The organism is Paraburkholderia bengalensis (assembly GCF_037126505.1).
GTDB lineage: Bacteria > Pseudomonadota > Gammaproteobacteria > Burkholderiales > Burkholderiaceae > Paraburkholderia > Paraburkholderia bengalensis.
The window spans coordinates 123257-141895 of sequence record NZ_JACFYJ010000003.1; the positions used below are offsets into that span (position 1 = coordinate 123257).

At 62.9% G+C, this 18639-nt stretch carries 18 protein-coding genes; 16 read left to right on the forward strand and 2 right to left on the reverse strand.

Annotated features, from left to right (window positions below):
- The first annotated feature begins 3 nt into the window (after positions 1 to 3).
- From H3V53_RS03225 to H3V53_RS03265, 9 genes are all read left to right on the forward strand, one after another.
- Entirely contained in the window at positions 4 to 1248 is a 1245-nt protein-coding gene (locus tag H3V53_RS03225) for an urea ABC transporter substrate-binding protein (protein WP_054922074.1), read from the forward strand.
- Positions 1249 to 1309: 61 nt separating this feature from the next.
- A complete protein-coding gene (locus H3V53_RS03230; protein ID WP_054922076.1) occupies positions 1310 to 2191 on the forward strand; it encodes an ABC transporter permease subunit in 882 nt (293 codons plus the stop codon).
- A 44-nt stretch (positions 2192 to 2235) separates the two neighbouring features.
- Complete coding sequence (locus tag H3V53_RS03235) at positions 2236 to 3330, forward strand: ABC transporter permease subunit (RefSeq protein WP_336596767.1); 1095 nt, start codon at positions 2236 to 2238, stop codon at positions 3328 to 3330.
- Positions 3327 to 4037 (forward strand): ATP-binding cassette domain-containing protein, encoded by a 711-nt coding sequence (locus tag H3V53_RS03240; RefSeq protein WP_054922077.1) that lies wholly within the window; start codon positions 3327 to 3329, stop codon positions 4035 to 4037. The genes H3V53_RS03235 and H3V53_RS03240 overlap by 4 nt, the downstream gene beginning before the upstream one ends.
- The gene (locus H3V53_RS03245) at positions 4034 to 4741 is read left to right on the forward strand and encodes an ABC transporter ATP-binding protein (protein ID WP_336596687.1); all 708 of its coding nucleotides are present in this window, start codon (positions 4034 to 4036) and stop codon (positions 4739 to 4741) included. Before H3V53_RS03240 ends, H3V53_RS03245 begins: the two co-directional genes overlap by 4 nt.
- A gap of 13 nt (positions 4742 to 4754) precedes the next feature.
- Positions 4755 to 5741, forward strand: coding sequence for an acetamidase/formamidase family protein (locus H3V53_RS03250; RefSeq protein ID WP_054922081.1), 987 nt, complete (start codon positions 4755 to 4757; stop codon positions 5739 to 5741).
- Positions 5742 to 5798: 57 nt separating this feature from the next.
- Entirely contained in the window at positions 5799 to 6953 is a 1155-nt protein-coding gene (locus H3V53_RS03255) for a transporter substrate-binding domain-containing protein (RefSeq protein ID WP_336596688.1), read from the forward strand.
- A gap of 1 nt (position 6954) precedes the next feature.
- A complete protein-coding gene (locus H3V53_RS03260; RefSeq protein WP_336596689.1) occupies positions 6955 to 7605 on the forward strand; it encodes an ANTAR domain-containing response regulator in 651 nt (216 codons plus the stop codon).
- Between the two features lie 33 nt (positions 7606 to 7638).
- Entirely contained in the window at positions 7639 to 8403 is a 765-nt protein-coding gene (locus tag H3V53_RS03265) for an SDR family NAD(P)-dependent oxidoreductase (protein ID WP_336596690.1), read from the forward strand.
- A 15-nt stretch (positions 8404 to 8418) separates the two neighbouring features.
- On the opposite strand, the gene H3V53_RS03270 is transcribed toward H3V53_RS03265, so the two are convergent.
- The gene (locus H3V53_RS03270) at positions 8419 to 8853 is read right to left on the reverse strand and encodes a MarR family transcriptional regulator (protein ID WP_028369949.1); all 435 of its coding nucleotides are present in this window, start codon (positions 8851 to 8853) and stop codon (positions 8419 to 8421) included.
- A 160-nt stretch (positions 8854 to 9013) separates the two neighbouring features.
- Between H3V53_RS03270 and H3V53_RS03275 the strand changes: the two genes are divergently transcribed.
- The 7 genes from H3V53_RS03275 to H3V53_RS03305 all read left to right on the forward strand — a co-directional run bounded on the left by H3V53_RS03275 (position 9014) and on the right by H3V53_RS03305 (position 16538).
- A complete protein-coding gene (locus H3V53_RS03275) occupies positions 9014 to 10102 on the forward strand; it encodes a substrate-binding domain-containing protein (RefSeq protein WP_336596691.1) in 1089 nt (362 codons plus the stop codon).
- Between the two features lie 197 nt (positions 10103 to 10299).
- Complete coding sequence (locus tag H3V53_RS03280; protein WP_336596692.1) at positions 10300 to 11817, forward strand: amidase; 1518 nt, start codon at positions 10300 to 10302, stop codon at positions 11815 to 11817.
- Positions 11818 to 11857: 40 nt separating this feature from the next.
- Positions 11858 to 13084 carry an urea ABC transporter substrate-binding protein gene (locus tag H3V53_RS03285; protein ID WP_336596693.1) on the forward strand — a complete coding sequence of 409 codons (1227 nt, stop codon included), beginning with the start codon at positions 11858 to 11860 and terminating at the stop codon, positions 13082 to 13084.
- Positions 13085 to 13118: 34 nt separating this feature from the next.
- Positions 13119 to 13985: a branched-chain amino acid ABC transporter permease gene (locus tag H3V53_RS03290; RefSeq protein WP_054922088.1), complete on the forward strand. Its 867-nt coding sequence runs from the start codon at positions 13119 to 13121 to the stop codon at positions 13983 to 13985.
- On the forward strand, positions 13982 to 15106 hold the full coding sequence (locus H3V53_RS03295; protein WP_336596694.1) for a branched-chain amino acid ABC transporter permease: 1125 nt from the start codon (positions 13982 to 13984) through the stop codon (positions 15104 to 15106). Before H3V53_RS03290 ends, H3V53_RS03295 begins: the two co-directional genes overlap by 4 nt.
- The gene (locus tag H3V53_RS03300) at positions 15103 to 15822 is read left to right on the forward strand and encodes an ABC transporter ATP-binding protein (protein WP_035993574.1); all 720 of its coding nucleotides are present in this window, start codon (positions 15103 to 15105) and stop codon (positions 15820 to 15822) included. Before H3V53_RS03295 ends, H3V53_RS03300 begins: the two co-directional genes overlap by 4 nt.
- Positions 15823 to 15833: 11 nt before the next feature.
- Entirely contained in the window at positions 15834 to 16538 is a 705-nt protein-coding gene (locus H3V53_RS03305; RefSeq protein WP_336596695.1) for an ATP-binding cassette domain-containing protein, read from the forward strand.
- A 438-nt stretch (positions 16539 to 16976) separates the two neighbouring features.
- On the opposite strand, the gene H3V53_RS03310 is transcribed toward H3V53_RS03305, so the two are convergent.
- Complete coding sequence (locus H3V53_RS03310) at positions 16977 to 18407, reverse strand: MFS transporter (protein ID WP_336596696.1); 1431 nt, start codon at positions 18405 to 18407, stop codon at positions 16977 to 16979.
- Positions 18408 to 18639: the final 232 nt, after the last annotated feature.

Genomic DNA, 18639 nt, shown 5'->3' on the forward strand with positions numbered 1-18639 from the left:
CGCATGTTGCTTAAGCCGTCCGGCTGGATGCGTCTGGCCCTCATAGCAGGACTTGCAGTCACGTCGCTTGTCACGAATGTCACGGATGCCGCCGAACCCGTGAAGGTCGGCCTGCTGGAAGACGCGTCGGGCAACTTCGCGCTGGCGACCATCCCGAAGATTCACGCCACGCAGCTCGCCGTCGACGAAATCAACGCCAAGGGCGGCATTCTGGGCCGCCCGATCCAGCTCATCGCGTACGACACGCAATCGGACAACACCAAGTTTCAGGAACTCGCGCGGCGCCTCGTGCAGACCGACAAGCCGGACGTGATCTTCGGCGCGTTCTCCAGCGCCTCGCGCGAAGCGATTCGTCCCATCATGGATCGCGCGCATCAACTCTACTGGTACGACAACCAGTACGAGGGCGGTGTGTGCGACACCAACACCTTCGTGACGGGCGCCGTGCCTGAGCAGCAGTTCTCGACGCTGATTCCGTGGATGATGCAGAAATTCGGCAAGAAGGTGTACACAATCGCCGCCGATTACAACTTCGGGCAGATCTCCGCCGAATGGGTGCGCAACATCGTGAAGGAGAACGGCGGCACGATGGTGGGCGAGGAATTCATCCCGCTGTCGGTATCGCAGTTCGGTCAGACCATCCAGAACATCCAGAAGGCCAAACCTGATTTTGTCGTGACCTTGCTGGTCGGCGCGAATCAGGCGTCGTACTACGAGCAGCAGGCTTCGGCGCATCTGAATCTGCCGATGGCGAGTTCGGTGAACGTCGGTCAGGCATATGAGCACAAGCGCTTCAAACCGCCTGCATTGAAGGACATGTACGTGACCGCGAATTATGTCGAGGAAGTCGACACGCCCGCGAGCAACGACTTCAAGAAACGCTTCCACGCGAAGTTCCCTAACGAGCCATACATCAATCAGGAAGCCGCCAACGCTTACGACGCGATATACCTCTACAAGGCAGCCGCCGAAAAGGCGAAGTCCACCAATCAGGATGCCGTGCGCAAGGCGCTCGAGAGCGGCGGCATCTGTACGGAAGGCGCGCAGGGCAAGGTTTGCATCGACCCGAAGAGCCATCATGCGAGCCATACGATCTTTCTCGTGCATGTGAAGGACGACCATTCCGTCGAGATTCCGAAGGTATGGGACGACGTGCAGCCGTACTGGCTCGGCAAGGTGGGCTGCGATCTGCCGAACAAGCCGGATCACCGTCAATACACGCCGTCGAATCTGCCGAAGAAGTCGTGACCCGAACGGGCGCGTCCGGATGGGTCGAAGGGCGCGCCCGTTCTCTGAAAGTGGAGCAATCATGGCCACCTTGTCGGTGCTCTATTCGCTGATCTATCAGTTCGGCGACAGCTTTGCGTATCTGGTGCTGGCCGCGCTCGGGCTGGCGGTGATCTTCGGCATGATGGGCGTCATCAATCTCGCGCATGGCGAGTTCATCATGTGCGGCGCGTATGTCACCATCATCTCGGCCAAGCACGGCATGCCGCTGCCGCTCGCGATGCTGCTCGGCGCGCTGGCTGCAGCCATGGCGGGCGTCGTGATCGAGCGGCTCGTGATTCGTCATCTTTATGACCGCCTGTTCGATTCCGTCGTGGCGACGTGGGCCATCAGCCTGATTGTGCAGCAGACCATGCTGCTCGTCGCCGGTCCGTCGCTCGAAGGTATCGGCACGCCGTTCGGCGCGTTCTCGCTCGGCGAGTATTCGTTCTCGACGTATCGCGCGGTGCTGCCGGGAATCGCGCTTTGCATTCTGTTCGCGCTTTATCTACTGTTCTTCAAGACCAACTACGGCGTCTGTGCGCGCGCGACGATACAGAACGCCAGCATCGCGCAATGCCTCGGCTTGCGCACGGATCGTCTCTACACGCTGACGTTCGCGCTGGGTGCGGGACTTGCCGGACTCACGGGCGCGCTCTACGCGCCGACCATGACGGCCGTGCCGACGATGGGCAGCAACTTCATCGTGCAGGCGTTCGTGTCGGTGGTCGTCGGAGGCGCAAATGTCATTGCCGGCACCACGCCGGCGGCCGGCGTGCTGGCAATCATTCAGGCCGCGCTCACCGCGTCCTACGGTCAGCTGTTCGGGCAGATCGGCCTGCTCGTCACCGTGATCGTGGTGATCCGGTTGATGCCGCAAGGGCTCGGCAACCTGTTCATGCGCTTGCGGCGGGAGGAGACGTGAAGCAATCGGCGAAGCAATCGGTGAAGCAATCGGTGAAGCAATCGGTGAAGCAATCGGTGACGCGAGCGCCACTGGCTGCGTCAGGCCCGGCATCGCGTGCGCTGCGTTACGTGCCGTGGGTCGTGGCGCTGTGTCTGCCGCTCTTCGTGGACGCGAACACGAGCGGCAATCTGGCCTACTGTCTGCTGTGGGCGTTCAGCGCGGTCGGGCTTGCGGCGATGTGGGGCTACGGCGGCATCCTGTCGTTCGGGCAGACCGCGTTCTTCGGCCTGGCCGGCTATAGCTACGGCATCTTCACGCTGAACTTCGGCGACACATGGTTCGATTCGTGGCTCGGCCTCGGCGCGGGCATCGCGGTGAGCGTCGTCGTCGCGGCGCTGATCGGCTACATGATTTTCTTCGGGCGCATCAAGGGCGTGTTCATCGGCATCGTGACGTTATCGGTGACGCTCGTACTCGAAACCTTCATGGCGCAGACGGCGGGGCCGCAATGGGCGATCGGCGAAGCGCGCCTGAACGGCTACAACGGCATGGGCGGCATGCCGCCGCTGACGGTTCCGTGGCCCGGCGGGCCGCTCACACTGGAGAACACGAGCTTCTACTATCTGGTGCTGCTCCTGCTGATCGCCGTCTACGCGTTCATGCGCAAGCTGCTCGACGGACCCTTCGGTCTCACCCTGATCGCGATCCGCGAGAACCCGCAGCGCGCGGAAATGCTGGGCGTCGATATCCGTCTTCATCAGTTGCTGGTCTTTGTGCTCGGCGGCACACTGGGCGGCGTGTCGGGCGCGCTGTACACGATCTGGGGCTCGTACATCACGCCGTCGACGATGGGCCTCACGGCTGCGGCCATGCCCGTGATCTGGGTTGCTACGTCGGGCCGCAAGAGCATCGGCGGCGCGATTGCGGGCACTGCGTTGCTCGTGTGGCTTTCGCAGAATCTCGCGGTATATGGCAGCCAGTACGCGTTGATCCTGATGGGCGCGATCCTGCTGGTCGTCGTGCTGGCCGCGCCCGAAGGCCTGCTGCCGTTCGTAGCAAGGCAATTGCGGCGCTTCGAGCGTGAGGGCCACCTTCGTAACGGCCGCAACCGTCCGTGTTTCGACGAACCGCTCAAGCAAGAGGAGGGTAAATCGTGACCGTGCTGCTCGAAACCCGCGCGCTCAAGAAACACTTCGGTGGTGTGCAGGTGATCAACGGTATCGACTTTCAGATCGACGCGGGCGAGATCCGCTGCGTGATCGGACCGAACGGCGCAGGCAAGAGCACGTTTTTCAAGCTCATCACGGGGGAGCATAGACCGTCCGATGGCAGCGTGCATTTTCTCGGGCGGGACATGAGCCATGTGCTGCCGCACGAGCGCATCCGTATGGGGATGAGCATCAAGTTTCAGATACCCGGTGTCTTTCCGGATCTGAGTGTACGTCAGCATTTGCAGCTCTCGCTGCATCGCGCGAAGGACGACCGGCCTGGAAGTATCGAAGAACTCTTGCAGCGCTTCTTGCTGGAACAGGAAGAGCATGTGCTTGCGCGCCATCTGTCGCATGGCAAGAAGCAATGGCTCGAAATTGCGATGGCCGTGTCGCTGCGGCCGAAGCTGCTGTTTCTCGACGAGCCCGTTGCGGGCATGTCGATCGAGGAAACGCATGCGACGGGCGAACTCATCAAGCGGCTTTCCGCATCCGGCCTGACGATGATGGTCGTCGAGCACGACATGACCTTCGTCAGGCAGATCGCGACACGCGTGACGGTGCTGCACGGCGGCAGGCTGCTCGCCGACGGCCCGCTCGAAGAGATCCTCGCGCGCGACGACGTCGCCGAAGTCTATCTGGGGAAGCAATCATGAGCGCACTTCTCGAAGTTGCGGACGTGGCAGCGGGCTATGGCGGCGGGCGCGTGCTCAACGGCGTGTCGTTCGGCATCGGGCGCGGCGACGTGCTGGCGCTGATCGGACGCAACGGCGTCGGCAAGACCACGCTGATGCGCACGCTGATCGGTCTCGTCAAGCTCGACGCGGGCCAGATCGTGCTCGACGGCGCGCCCATCGGTCATGAAAAGCCCTATGTGCGGGCACGCAAAGGCATCGGCTATGTGCCGCAGGGCCGCGAGATATTCGGCGCACTGACGGTCGCGGAGAACCTTCAGGTCGGCGCGCAGGCGAACCCCGACAAGGCAGCGTCGATGCGGGAGAAGGTTGTCGGTTACTTCCCCGTTCTCAAGACGCGCTACCGGCAAAAGGCGGGCACGATGAGCGGCGGGGAACAACAGCAGCTCGCCATCGCGCGGGCGCTCGTCAGCTCGCCGCAGGTGCTGCTGCTCGACGAGCCATCGGAAGGCATCCAGCCTTCCATTGTCGATCTGATCGGCGAGACGCTGCTGACGATCGCGCGCGAGACGGGCATCGGCGTGGTGCTGGTGGAGCAGGATATGGGCATGGTCGAGCGCATCGCGACGCGTTGCTGCGTGATGGACAAAGGCCGCATCGTGGACACGTTAAGCCCGGCGCAACTCGGGGATGAGCAACTGATACGCCAGTATCTGGCACTGTGACGGAGAACAGAACATGAAATGGCTAGAAGAATCGATCATGATGAAGCGCGGCGTCGGCGCCGATCGCGAACCGGTGGAACATCATCTGACCGAGGAACTGCAGAAGACCTTCCACTACACCATTGGGCCGTATTCGCAGCCGGTGCTGCACGTGAAGCCCGGCGATCGTGTGGTGGTGGACACGCGTGACGCGTTCGAAGGGAAGATCAAGAACGAAACGGATAAGCCATCGCAGGTGCTGACGGTGCCGTTCCTCAATCCGCAGAACGGTCCCATCATGATCGAGGGCGCGGAGAAGGGCGATGTGGTCGCGGTCTACATCGAAAAGATGTCGCCGCGCGGCGACGATCCACACGGCTTTTGCTGCATGATTCCAAACTTCGGCGGACTGACGGGCACCGATTACACGGCGCTCCTCAACGAGCCTTTGCCCGAGGTGGTGCGCAAGATCAAGATTGACGAAGAGAACGTGTACTGGAGCAAGCGCAACACGCTACCGTACAAGCCACATATCGGCACGCTGAGTCTGTCGCCGGAGCTCGATTCGATCAATTCGCTCACGCCCGATTCGCACGGCGGTAATATGGATGTGCCCGACATGGGGCCGGGCAGCATCACCTATCTGCCCGTGCGCTCGCCCGGCGGCCGGCTTTTCATCGGTGACGCGCACGCTTGCCAGGGCGACGGCGAAGTATGCGGCACGGCCGTCGAGTATCAGAGCACGACGACCGTGCGGGTCGATCTCATCAAGAAGTGGAAGATCGACTGGCCCCGGCTCGAAAACGAGGACGCCCTGATGAGCATCGGCAGCGCGCGTCCGCTCGAAGACGCGACACGTATTGCGTATCGCGAACTCGTGCTGTGGATGGCCGCGGAGTACGGCTTCGATAAGTGGGACGCGTATATGATGCTGAGCCAGGTCGGCAAAGTGCGGCTCGGCAATTTTGTCGATCCAAAATATACGGTCGGCGCGATGGTCGCCAAGCACTACCTCAAGTAAAACGATCTGCCGTGCGGGCACCGTCCCGCACGCATCATACGGAGAGCACGTCACGACATGGCATTGTCCGATCCCATCAGAGTTGGTCTGCTTTGCTCCACGAGCGGCTCGACGGCGCTTCTGGAGCAGTCGCAGTGGCGCGGCGCGTGCCTCGCGATGGACGAGATCAACGCGCGCGGCGGCATTGATGGACGCGAACTCGTTGCCATCCACTACGATCCGGGCTCGGACCCCGCCGTGTTTCGCGAGCTTGCCGAGCGTCTGATCGTGCAGGACGGCGTCAACGTGATCTTTGGCGGCTATACGTCCACGAGCCGCAAGGCAATGCTGCCCGTCGTCGAGAAGCACAACCGGCTGCTGATCTATTCGCAACAGTACGAGGGTTTCGAATACTCGGACAACATCATCTATAGCGGCGCGTCGCCGAATCAGAACGGCGTGCAGCTCGCCGACTTCATGACGCAGACGTTCGGCGCGCGCGTCTACTTCGTGGGCTCTCGCTACGTCTATCCGTACGAATGCAATCGGACCATGCAGGAACTGCTGCTTCAGCATCCGGAAGGCGCCATACTCGGTGAGCGCTATCTACCGCTTCAGGCGGATCGCGAGCAGTTCGCGCAGGTCGTTGCGGATATCGCGCGCAAGTCGCCCGACTGGATTTTCTGCACGGTGATCGGCGCGACCGTGCCGTATCTGTACGAGGCCTTCGCGCATGCGGGTTTCGATCCCGCGCGGATGCCGATCGGCAGCCTCAACACGTCCGAGACAGAAATTCATGCAATGGAACGCGGCATTGCGGCGGGACACTTCACGGCGGCGCCGTATTTCCAGAGCGTCGATACAGCCGAGAATCATCGCGCCGTGCGGCAGCACCAGGCGCGCTTCGGCGCCGATACACCGACCGACATGAACTGGGAAGCCGCGTACTATCAGATGCATATGTTCGCCGAAGCGTGCGCGCGCGCCGGTTCGGACGAAATCGGCAAGATCATGCCGCATTTGCTCGGCTCCGAATTCGCAGCGCCGCAAGGCAGGGTGCGGATCGATCCCGTGAATCATCACATGGCGCTCTATCCGCGTATCGGCCGCGCGAATGCGGACGGCCAGTTCACCGTGCTGCGCGAATCGAAGTTCGCCGTCGGCCCCGACCCGTATATGACACGCCAGACGCTCGGGGACTGGGTGACGAAGTTGAGCACGCGGGACTACTGACGTGAGCGCGCGCATGGGCAGAGACCAACGCAGCCTCACCAGTTCGATTCTGGAGCGCCATCCGCGCGTGGTCGTGTTCCATCCCGACGATGACGACGGCCAGACGCTCACGAACCATCTTCGGCGCATGGGCTTTCAGGTCGAGCGATGCTGGCCGCCGCTGGAGACACTGCCCGACAGGACGGATCTGGTGTTCCGTGCGCTGTTGCCCGAAGAGCGCGCGCCGAAGGACGAATGGTCCGGGCCGGATGCGCCGCCCGTCATCTGCGTGGTCGCGTATGAGAATCCAACCTTCATCGATCAGGCCATCAAGATGGGATCGGACGGCATCGTCACGACGCCGATTCGCGCCTCGGGCCTGCTGTCGACCGTGATCATGGCGCTCAATCATGCGCGGCGCTCGCGGCAGCACTTGCAACGCATTGCCAGGCTCGAGCAGAAGCTGCTCGACAGCCGGCATCTGCAGGAAGCGAAGGGCATTTTGATGACGATGCATGGCGTCAGCGAGAATGAAGCGTACGACATGCTGCGCGCCCAGGCGATGGAGAAACGTGTGTCGATCGACGACATCTGTCACTCTGTGATCCAGGCGGGCGAGGTGCTGCAAATCAAGCGCGGGATGATGCACGAGGATGGGCGCGGCGAAGACTGAATTCAACCGTAGGTTCAACAAGGGGCAACCAGCATGGACTTGCAACTGAAGGGACTGAAGGCAATCGTGACGGGCGGGACCAAGGGCATCGGTCTTGCCATTGCGCGTACGCTCGCGCAGGAAGGCGCCGACGTGGCCATCTGCGCACGTGACGAGGCGGCCGTGACGGCGACTGCGGGCGCATTAGCAGAACTGGGCGGCGCACGCGCGTCGGGCGCTGCCGTGGATGTCGCGGACGGCAACGCGCTGAAGGCATGGGTCGGCCACGTGGCGAAGGACTGGAGCGGGCTCGATATCGTAGTGGCCAACGTCAGCGCGCTCGCTATCGGCAACGATCTCGAATCGTGGCGCAAGGAGTTCGAGACCGACCTGCTCGGCACGGTCAATCTCGTGGACGCGGCCATGCCTTGGCTCGAAGCGAGCAAGGCGGCGTCGATCGTCGCGATATCGAGTGTATCGGGGCGCGAGATCGATTTCGCCGCCGGCCCATACGGCGTATTCAAGGCCGCACTCGTTCACTACATGCAGGGGCTTGCAAATCAGCTCGCGTCCAAAGGCATTCGAGCGAACACGGTATCTCCCGGCAACGTCTATTTCGAAGGGGGTGTGTGGGACTGGATCGAGCATAACGACGCGGCGCTGTTCGAGCGGGCGCTCGCATTGAATCCAACCGGGCGCATGGCCAGGCCGCAGGAAATCGCGAATGCTGTCGCGTTTATTGCGAGCCCGGCAGCGAGTTTCGTGAGCGGCACCAACTTCGTGGTCGATGGCGCACTCACGCGCGGCGTGCAGCTTTGAAGAGGGCGGCACGCGTCAACGCGGCCCCGACTCCTCGATAAACCGTTCTAGCAGACGCTTCAACTGCCTGGCGTTGCGAGGGCCGAGCGCTTCTTCGATGGCGGCGTGATGCGCGTCCACGCCCGGTTGCAGGCGGCCGAGCAGCTTGATGCCCCGGTCCGTGATGAAGATCAGCACCTTGCGGCTGTCGTAGTCGTCCGCCGACCGCTGCACCAGGCCGCGGCTCACGAGCTTGTCGACGTTCTTGGTCAGCGCGGGAAGATTGAGCAGGACCTGAGCGGCGAGTTCGCTCATCGAGTGGCCCGCCTCGTCGGACACCGCGTGCAGGATGCGCCAGTGCTCTTCGTTCACGCCTTCTTCGGCAGTCAACTGGGCGAGACTGAGCTTCATCTGCCGATGCGCGGATGCGATGAGCCAGGCGAGGTAGGAGGAGAGGTCGGTGTCCGGCATGGTAGATGCTTCGTAAAAGACGAATAGCTGAATCTTACGCAAATAAACTTTCTGCGGAAAGTATCGGTGCAAGTGTCCTCTGGCGCGTGCGCGCGATGGTGCGCGCACGCCATTCGTTGGTGCATCCTGAATCGTTCGAACCCGCCGCGTCGACCGTCTGATGAAGCCGCGTTCCCGTGCCTGCCGTCCAGGGCAGGAGATGACCATTGCGTTGTGCGTGCCGCTAGGCGGCGCGGCCGGACTTTGGGGGCCTTGCGCGCTCGCCTCGGCTCAACTCGCCGTCGATGAGCTGAACGCATCGGCGGGCATCGCGGGCCGCTCCTGCCGACTTTTGACCATCAATGCGGGTGACGACGCGCGCGGGCTCGACTGTGCGTTGAGCGATCTCGTCGGCGACGGCGCAATCGATGCGCTCGTCGGCATGCATACGAGCGCAGTTCGCCTCGATCTGCTCAAAGCCGTGGGCGGACAGCTCCCGTTCGTCTATACGCCGCTCTACGAAGGCGGCGAGCGCACGCCTGGCGTATTCGCAATTGGCGAAACCACGCGGCGCCAGCTCCAGCCGGCCATTCACTGGATCAGCAGGCAGCGCCGCCCGAAGCGGTGGTTCTTCGTCGGCAACGACTATGTATGGCCTCACGCGACGCATCGGCTCGCGCGACGTTACGTGCTCGACGCGGGGGCCGAAGTGGTCGGCGACATGTATCTGCCGTTCGGCGGAGGCGACCATGGCCAGGTGCTCGACGCGATCCGCAAGCGGCGAGCGGATGCCGTGCTGCTCTCGCTGATCGGCCAGGACACCATCGACTTCAATCGCGCGTTCGGCGAGGCCGGGCTCGCAACTCGCATCGTGCGGCTTTCGTGTGCGCTTGGGGAAAACGAACTGCTCGGCATCGGGGCGCGCAACACGGCGGAGCTGTATGTGGCCTCGGGCTATTTCGCTTCATTGGGCACGGATGCGAACCTCGCGTTCAAGGAACGTTATCGCGGGCGATACGGCGCGCGTGCGCCGACGCTCGACACCTTCGGTCAATCCACCTACGAAGGCATTCATTTTCTGGCTGCGCTGTTCGACGACGCCCGGCGCAGACGTCTGTCCGAGCAGGCAGGACTCGCGCAACTCGGCATCGCGCCGCTTTCGTTTCGAAGCGCCCGCGATTCAGCCTATGCGGGCGGACGAGTGAACCGCGTGCCCATTTATCTCGCGCGGGCCGCAGGCCATCATTTCGAAGTGCTTTCGCGGCTATAAGCGCTGCTTGCGTCATGTCCCATCGGGCTTCGTCCCATTTACTTTCCGCGGAAAATAAATTGTTGACGCGGAAAATATGTGTCCATACCATGGCTCGCAGATCGGGACATGTGCAGTCCGTTTGATCCCGTTCATTACGACACGCCTGCATCACAGCAGGTGACAGCCCGTCACGAATCCGTTCGAGTGAGGAAGCCATGGCAGTGAAACGTCCCACGCCCGCCCAGCTTGACGAAGTCGCCATCAGTCTTGGCATCCATCTGTCCGAGGCGCAGCTCGCTGCGTATCACACGTTGTTGCAGCTGAATTTCGACGCATACGATGTCGTCGACGCGATGCCGGACTACGTCCCACGCGTCACGTATGCGCGCACACCGGGTTATCGTCCGTCGGGCGAAGAGAACCGCTATGGCGCCTGGTACGTCAAGAGCGAAGTAAAGGGCGCGCCAACGGGCAAGCTTGCGGGCAAGACCGTCGCGCTGAAGGACAACGTATGCCTTGCGGGTGTGCCGATGATGAACGGCGCCTCCACGCTCGAAGGCTATGTGCCCGACGTGGATGCAACCATCGTGACGCGTCTGCTCGATGCGGGCGCGACCATTGTCGGAAAGGCCACCTGCGAGTACTTCTGCTTCTCGGGCGGCTCGCATACGAGCGCGCCGGCGCCCGTGCACAATCCGCGAAAGACAGGTTATTCGGCGGGCGGTTCGTCGTCGGGAAGCGCGGCGCTCGTGGCCGCGGGCGAAGTCGATCTCGCTGTCGGCGGCGATCAGGGCGGATCTATCCGCATGCCCGCCTCGTACTGCGGGATCTACGGCATGAAGCCCACGCATGGGTTGGTTCCTTATACGGGCATCATGCCGATCGAACTGACGATCGACCACACGGGACCGATGACGGCCAACGTGACGGATAACGCGCTGATGCTGGAAGTGCTGGCCGGCCCCGATGGCCTCGATCCACGCCAGTACGCAGGGCAGACCGCCAAGCCCTATTCGGACCTGATGAAAGAAGGTGTGCGCGGACTGAGGATCGGCGTCGTGAAAGAGGGCTTCGGATGGCCGCAATCGCTCGCGGAATCGGATGCGAAGGTGCGCGCCGCCGCCGATCATTTTGCGGAACTGGGCGCGAAGGTTAGCGAGGTATCGATTCCGATGCATCGCGTGGGCCCGTCGATATGGTTGCCGATCGCCGCCGAGGGCGCCACGCAGCAGATGATGAAGGACAACGGTCACGGCTTCAACTGGAAGGGCCTGTACGTCACGGGCATGGTGGACTATCACGCTGGCTGGCATGAGCGCGCGGACGAACTGTCGGAGACCTTGAAGATCACGATGGTGCTCGGCGAGTACTTCATCCGCCACTATCGCGGGCATTTCTATGCGAAGGCGCAGAACCTGTCGCGCCAGCTCACGGCCGCTTACGACGCCGCGTTCGCCGACTACGATCTGCTCCTGATGCCGACGCTGCCGCTCACGGCGACGCCACTGCCCAAGCCGGGCGCGAGTGTCGAGGAAATTGTCACGCGCGCTTTCGAGATGTTGCCGAACACCTGCCCGTTTGATTGCACGGGACATCCCGCGATGAGCGTGCCGTGCGGCACGGTCGACGGTCTGCCCGTGGGCATGATGCTGATCGGCAAGCATTGGGACGAAGCGACCATTTATCGCGGCGCCTACGCATTCGAACAGTCGATCGACTGGATGAAAGTCTGATCCTTGTGATCCTTCTCGCGTCTCTTTCCGGAACCCCTCTATGGACCGACGTGCGTTTCTGAAATCGTCTGCGGCATCGGTAGCCGCTGGAATGGCCGGCTCGTTTCCCTTCATCGCCGAAGCGGCCGACGAGATTCTTGTCGGCGGCATCACGGACCTGTCGGGCGGCCTCGATATCTACGGCAAGCCGATGGCGGACTGCCTCACCATTGCCGTCGAGGAGTGGAACGCGCAGGGCGGCCTGCTCGGCAAGCAGATCAAGCTGCTGAATTACGACCCGCAGTCGAGTATGCAGCTCTATACGCAGTTCGCGCAGCAATCGGCGTTGAAGGACAAGGTTGCGGTGGTGCACGGCGGCATTACCTCGGCTTCGCGCGAAGTCATGCGCCCCGTGCTGGACCGTTATCGCACGCTCTATTTTTACAACACGCAGTACGAAGGCGGCGTGTGCGACCGCAACACGTTCTGCACGGGCGTGACGCCGGGCCAGACTGTCGCGAAGCTGATTCCTTACGCGATGAAGCAGTGGGGCAAGAAGGTCTACGTCGTTGCCGCCGACTACAACTACGGCCAGATCACCTCGCAATGGGTAAAGAAGTTCGTCCAGGACAACGGCGGATCGGTACAGTCTATCGACTTCTTTCCGCTCGACGTCACCAATTTCGGCTCGACCATCTCGAAGATCGAGTCGGCGAAGCCCGACATGCTCGTGTCGGCGCTCGTCGGCGGTTCGCATATGTCGTTCTACCGCCAATGGGCGGCGGCGGGGCTGCACAGGAAGATTCCGCTGGCGTCGACGACCTTCGCGGGCGGCAACGAGCAGATCGTTCTCTCGCCCGAGGAATGCGATGGTTTCCTGGTCTCGTACAACTACTTCGAGAACCTCGACAACCCGGTGAACAAGGCGTTCAAGGACCGTTTTCACAAACGTTTCGGTGCGAACTACCCGAACATCACCGAGCTGGCGATGGGTACGTATCAGGGCTTCAATCTCTGGGCGCAGGGCGTGAAGAAGGCGGGCACGCTCGATCGCATGAAGGTGATCGAGGCGCTGGAGTCCGGGATCAGCATCGACGCGCCCAGCGGCAAGGTGTCGATCGATCCGGCGACGCATCACTGCGTGCTCAACGTGAGTATCGCGCAGGTGAAGAATCACAAGCTCGACATCGTGCAGACGTTCCAGAACCAGCCTCCCGTGGATACGAGCGCGGTGTGCAATCTCATCAAGAACCCGCGCGACAACCAGCAATACGTGATCAAGCTTTGAGGCGCACGCTGCGCCTTCATGGAGAGGAGCTACGATGGATCTTGCCGCGATCGTTGTGATTCAGGTGCTCTATGCGATCGCGAGTCTCGTCGTGATTTCATCGGGGCTCGCGGTCATCTTCGGCATGATGAAGGTGATCAATCTCGCGCACGGTGAATTCATGATGCTGGGCGCGTATGCGGCTATCGAGGCGATCCGCTTCGGCGTGAACCTGTGGGTGGCAATTCTCGTCGTCGCGCCGCTTGTGGTCGCACTGATCGGCGTTGTGCTGGAACGGGTCTTCATCCGGCGACTGTACGGCCGCATGATCGACACGATGCTGGCAACGTGGGGACTGTCGCTGTTGCTGATCGGCGTCGTCACGTCGATTGCGGGCAATACGACGGCGGGCATTTCCGCGCCGCTGGGCAACTTCACGATCGGCGGATACTCGGTGAGCAGTTATACGCTCGTCATCATCGCGGTTGCGGTGGTGCTCGGCGTCGCGCTGCGGTGGGTGCTGCTGCATACGTCGCTCGGCCTGATCGCGCGCGGCACGATGCAGAATCCGCAAATGGCCGACGCGCTGGGCATCGCGCCCGGCCGCGTGTATTCGGCTACTTTCGCCATCGGCGCGGCGCTGTCGGGACTCGCGGGCGCGTTGCTCGCGCCCATGACGGGTGTCGTGCCGACCATGGGCGGCGCGTTTATCGCCAAGGCCTTCATCACGGTAATTGGCGGCGGCCCGGCGATCGTTGCGGGACTGGTCAGCTCGTCGATGCTGTTCGGCGCGATCAATCAGGTCGCCACGTTTGCGTCGACGCCCGTGCTCGGCGAGGTCGCGCTGCTCGTCGGCGCCATCGTGATGCTGCGCCTTCTGCCGCGCGGCATCACAGGCCGCTTCTTCAAGGGGGCATTATGATGACGCCCGTCAACGCGACTCGCACTATGCCCGTCGCCGATGCGCTCTCGCGCTTCTCGCGGTCGTGGAAGAGCGCGGCACTCGCGCTGGCCGCCGGCTTGATCATGTTGATCGTGTTGCCGCGCGTGCTCGATGACTTCGCGCTCGTGCAGGCAACCGTCTACGCCGTCATGGCGATACTCGCGCTGAGCCTCGGCTTCGTGTGGGGCTTTGGCGGCATACTTTGCTTCGGCCAGTCGGCGTTCTTCGGTCTTGGCGCTTACACGTATGCGATCGCCGTCACGAATATGGGCGACAGCACCGTGCCGTTCATGCTCGCCATCGTGCTGCCTGCGGCCTTTTCGGCGGTGCTCGGCTATCTGATTTTCTACGGGCGGCTTTCGGATGTGTACATGGGCGTGATTACGCTCACTGTCACGCTGATTCTTTTCAACCTGGTCAACTCGACGGCCGGGCCGGAATGGAAGATCGGCAATGCGGCGCTCGGCGGCTTCAACGGTATTCCCAACATCGCGCCGCTCAATACGCCGGGCAATGTCGACGATGTGATCGGTCCACGCGGACTGTTCGAACTGTCGCTGGGCGCGTTGCTCGGCGTCTATTTCCTGCTGCGCGTGCTGCTCGCGTTCAAGATAGGACGGGTGATCGTCGCGAGCAAGGAGAACGAACAGCGTCTGCTGCTGCTCGGCTACGACTCGCGCGTCTACAAGCTCCTGACCTTCGTGCTGGGCGCGGCCATCGCGGGGCTGTCGGGCTGTCTCTTCGCGAACTGGGGCGCCTTCACGAGTCCGACGGTGTTCGGCCTCGCACAATCCGCGCAGATCATCATCTGGGTCATCGTCGGCGGGCTCGGGACGCTGGTCGGACCCGTGATCGGATGCGTGGCGATCCAATGGCTCACGACGCAGATCGGCACGCAGCAAACCATCAACTCCAACCTTGTGCTCGGCGCCATTCTCGTCGTGTTCGTCCTGATGGTGCCGAAGGGCATCGTGCCGAGTCTGGGCGAGCTCGGCATGCGGTTGTTCGCCGCCGTCCGGCGCACGCGCCGTTCATCGGGAGACACGCGCCACGTCGCGCAGGACGACACACACAGCGCTTCGCGCGAGGAAGCCGCATGACACAGCCGCTGCTGGAAACACGCAAGCTCAACGTCCGTTTCGGCGGCGTGCACGCGACTCGCGACGTCGACTTCTCACTCGCCGAGGCAGAGTTGCGCTGTGTGATCGGGCCGAATGGCGCGGGCAAGAGTACGTTCTTCAAACTGCTCACGGGGCAGGTCAAGCCGACGTCGGGCGAGATCCTGTTTCGCGGCAAGGACATCACCGCGATGCAACCGCATGAGCCCGCGCGTCTTGGTATCGGCATCAAGACGCAGGTGCCGAGCCTCTTCAACGGTCTCTCGGTGTGGGACAACGTGTGGCTGGCCGCACGGCGCGTGAATACGCCCATGCAGACCGAGCGGGTGACGCGGGACGTCCTGGAGCGCGTCGGCATGCTCTCGCATCGCGACGCGATCACCGGCTTGCTGGCGCACGGCGAGCGTCAGTGGGTCGAGCTGGCTGTCGTGATCGCCGCCGATCCACCGCTGATTCTGCTCGACGAACCCGCCGCGGGCATGAGCGATGCGGAAGTAGCGCGCACGGCGGAGCTGATTCGCGAGATCAACCGGCGCCATGCCCTCGTCGTGGTGGAACACGACATGAGCTTCATCCGGCGCATTGCAAGAAAGGTCACGGTGCTGCATCAAGGCGCAATCATTCGCGAGGACACGCCTGAGCGCATCATGAGCGATCCGTTCATTCAGCAAATCTATCTCGGCAAGAAGCCGCATTGACGGGAGGCGCGATGCTTGAAGCAAACGGCTTGTGTGCGGGCTATGGCGCCATTCCTGTGCTGTACGGCGTGACGCTGTGCGTCAAGAGCGGCGAGGCCGTCGGCATTCTCGGGCACAACGGCATGGGCAAGACGACCTTGCTGCGCACGCTGATTGGCGCGCTGCCCGCGACGGCGGGCACCATCCGCTTCAATCGCGACGACGTGACCGCGCTTGCTCCACACGCGCGCGCGAAAAGAGGCATGGCGTATGTCCCGCAGGGACGCGAAATTTTCCCGGCGCTGTCTGCCTACGACAACTTGCGGCTCGGCCTCGTGAAGACGGGGCGTAAGCCCGAAGCCGCGATCGATGCACTACTCGAGGATTTTCCGCGCCTTCGGCCGCTGCTGGACCGGGCAGGCGGAGCGCTCTCGGGTGGCGAACAGCAACTGCTCGCCCTGGCGCGCGCGCTGGCGGGTGAGCCGTCGATGTTGCTGCTCGATGAGCCAACGGAGGGCATCCAGCCTTCGATCATCGAGGAAATCGCCGAGACGCTCGTGTCGTTGCGAGAAAAGCGCGGCCTGACGATCGTGCTCGTCGAGCAGAACCTCGATTTCATCGCCGCCGTCTCGCAGCGGGTGCTGGTGATCCGGCGCGGGCGCATCGGCGATGAAATTCCGCGCGAGCATCTGAGCGACCTCGACAAGGTCAGCGAGTACACGGGCGTGCACGCCTAGGCGATCTTCAATCCATCGAGCGCGGCTGCGCACGCCGTCCGCCGTCCGCCGTGCGGTCGACGATCGCATCGCGCATCCGCACCGCCTGCCGATACGATGCGCGCATCCGTCCACTGCGTGACATCGCGATACGCCGCAAGCGGCGTACAGGGCCGATCGGGGCGGCATGGCTGCACCGCGAGACATTCGGGTGCGGCGCGCACCGTTTAGATCGCTTCGACATCGTGCAGCGCCACGGCACGCATCCAAGCGCCCACGCGAGGCAGGATCGTCCTGTGCGCGCAACCGTGCGCCGGCTGGCGCAGGAAGGGCGAACAGGAGGGGCGCGCTGGACGCGCGGCGACGAACGGTACGTAGCAGGCTTACGCACGGTAAGCCCGAACAGAATGGAAAGGGCGCTGTCGATGCAGAACGGCCGGCGTGGATCAGCGGACAAGGTCAACGGGCGTCGTCGACGGCGACCTGATAGGCAGGTGCCTCGTCATCGACTTTCGAGACCAGTGTTTCGAGCGACAGGCCTTTCGTCTCGATTCCCATCACCCACACGGCCAGCGCGGCGACGCCGAACGACAGCGCGCCGAGCGTGAATACGCCGCCTTGTCCGAAGATGGGCAGCACGACGCCGACCGCGTAGGGGCCGATCAGCGAGCCGATGCGGCCGATCGCCGACGCGAAGCCCGAGCCCGTGGCCCGGGCACCCGTGCCATACAGTTCGGGCGTATAGGTGTAGAGCGCGGCCCACATGCCGAACAGAAAGAACTGCATCACAAGGCCCGTGCAGATCAGGAGCGTCACGCTATCCGCGTGCAATGCGGTTTGGCCATACACGTAGGCCATGATGCCACCGCCCGTCAGCGACGCGATACAGGTCGGTTTGCGGCCCCAGCGTTCGACGAGCCACGCTGCGCACAAGAAGCCTGGCACGCCGCCCAGCGAAATGAGCACGGTGTACAGCACCGATTTCGTCACAGCAAAGCCCGCTTGCTGCATCAGCGCGCCGAGCCAAGATGTGAGTCCGTAGAAGCCGAGCAGCGCGAAGAACCATAGTGCCCAGACCATGATGGTTCGCTGGCGATACGCCGCGCTCCAGATCTCGCGAAACGCGCCGTGCCTCGAGGCCGCGGCCTGATCGGCGAGCATCGACGGCGCGGGCAGCGAACGGATGCCCCTCGATTTCATTACCTTCGCCTCGATCTGGTCGAGCACGGCGTCTGCCTGTGGCAGACGTCCGCAATGTTCGAGCCAGCGCGGCGACTCGGGCACAATGCGGCGCACGATCAGCACGAACGCGGCGGGAATCGCGAGCAGCGCGAATACCGTGCGCCAGCCGAAGTGGGGCAGTACAAAATACGACACGCAACCCGCCGTGATGAAGCCCAACGGCCAGAAGCCGTCCATCAATGCGACGAGGCGCCCGCGCGAGGCCGTCGGCACGAACTCGGATAACAGCGTTTGCGCAATCGGAAACTCCATCCCCATGCCGATACCGAGCAGCACGCGATAGACAATCAGTGCATCGACGCTTTGCGCGGTCGAGCACAAATACGAGGCGACGCCCCACAGCACCATGCTCCATTGGAAAACGGGGCGGCGTCCGAAACGATCGGCGAACAGGCCCGCGACGGCGGCGCCCAGCACCATGCCGAAGAAACTCGCGCTGGCCACGAGGCCCGCCGTGGCGCTCGACAAACCGAACTCGGTCTTGATAGAGCCGAGCACGAAGGTCATCGTGCCGAGGTCGACCGAGTCGAAGAAGAACGCAATCGCGATGATGAGGAAGATCGTGCGGTGATAGCCCGAAAACGGCAGGCGCTCGAGCCGCGCAGCGGCGCTCGGCCGCTTGACTGAAGAAGAAGCGGTAGTCGGCATGGCATCCTCGAATGGATGGAGGGAAAGGCCGGTGTTCTGTTGCTCCGGCTCGTGCCAGTAGACGCCGCCATTAATCCATCACATAGAATAGATTCGGCATTGCAGTGGAACGGGTGCGTCATTGCCCGACGACGCAAACGGGCCGGGCAATGCGAATGCGCGCGCATGCTCTGCGTCAGTGCATGGCTGACGGTCTGCGCGTCGCGCGCCGGTGCAACGTGTGCAACGCGAT

Bases quoted from the DNA above. Each gene is read 5' to 3' on its own strand.
- H3V53_RS03225 (WP_054922074.1), top strand. From the start codon at position 4: ATGTTGCTTAAGCCGTCCGGCTGGATGCGTCTGGCCCTCATAGCAGGA.
- H3V53_RS03230 (WP_054922076.1), top strand. From the start codon at position 1,310: ATGGCCACCTTGTCGGTGCTCTATTCGCTGATCTATCAGTTCGGCGAC.
- H3V53_RS03245 (WP_336596687.1), top strand. From the start codon at position 4,034: ATGAGCGCACTTCTCGAAGTTGCGGACGTGGCAGCGGGCTATGGCGGC.
- H3V53_RS03250 (WP_054922081.1), top strand. From the start codon at position 4,755: ATGAAATGGCTAGAAGAATCGATCATGATGAAGCGCGGCGTCGGCGCC.
- H3V53_RS03255 (WP_336596688.1), top strand. From the start codon at position 5,799: ATGGCATTGTCCGATCCCATCAGAGTTGGTCTGCTTTGCTCCACGAGC.
- H3V53_RS03265 (WP_336596690.1), top strand. From the start codon at position 7,639: ATGGACTTGCAACTGAAGGGACTGAAGGCAATCGTGACGGGCGGGACC.
- H3V53_RS03270 (WP_028369949.1), bottom strand. From the start codon at position 8,853: ATGCCGGACACCGACCTCTCCTCCTACCTCGCCTGGCTCATCGCATCC.
- H3V53_RS03275 (WP_336596691.1), top strand. From the start codon at position 9,014: ATGAAGCCGCGTTCCCGTGCCTGCCGTCCAGGGCAGGAGATGACCATT.
- H3V53_RS03280 (WP_336596692.1), top strand. From the start codon at position 10,300: ATGGCAGTGAAACGTCCCACGCCCGCCCAGCTTGACGAAGTCGCCATC.
- H3V53_RS03285 (WP_336596693.1), top strand. From the start codon at position 11,858: ATGGACCGACGTGCGTTTCTGAAATCGTCTGCGGCATCGGTAGCCGCT.
- H3V53_RS03290 (WP_054922088.1), top strand. From the start codon at position 13,119: ATGGATCTTGCCGCGATCGTTGTGATTCAGGTGCTCTATGCGATCGCG.
- H3V53_RS03295 (WP_336596694.1), top strand. From the start codon at position 13,982: ATGATGACGCCCGTCAACGCGACTCGCACTATGCCCGTCGCCGATGCG.
- H3V53_RS03300 (WP_035993574.1), top strand. From the start codon at position 15,103: ATGACACAGCCGCTGCTGGAAACACGCAAGCTCAACGTCCGTTTCGGC.
- H3V53_RS03305 (WP_336596695.1), top strand. From the start codon at position 15,834: ATGCTTGAAGCAAACGGCTTGTGTGCGGGCTATGGCGCCATTCCTGTG.
- H3V53_RS03310 (WP_336596696.1), bottom strand. From the start codon at position 18,407: ATGCCGACTACCGCTTCTTCTTCAGTCAAGCGGCCGAGCGCCGCTGCG.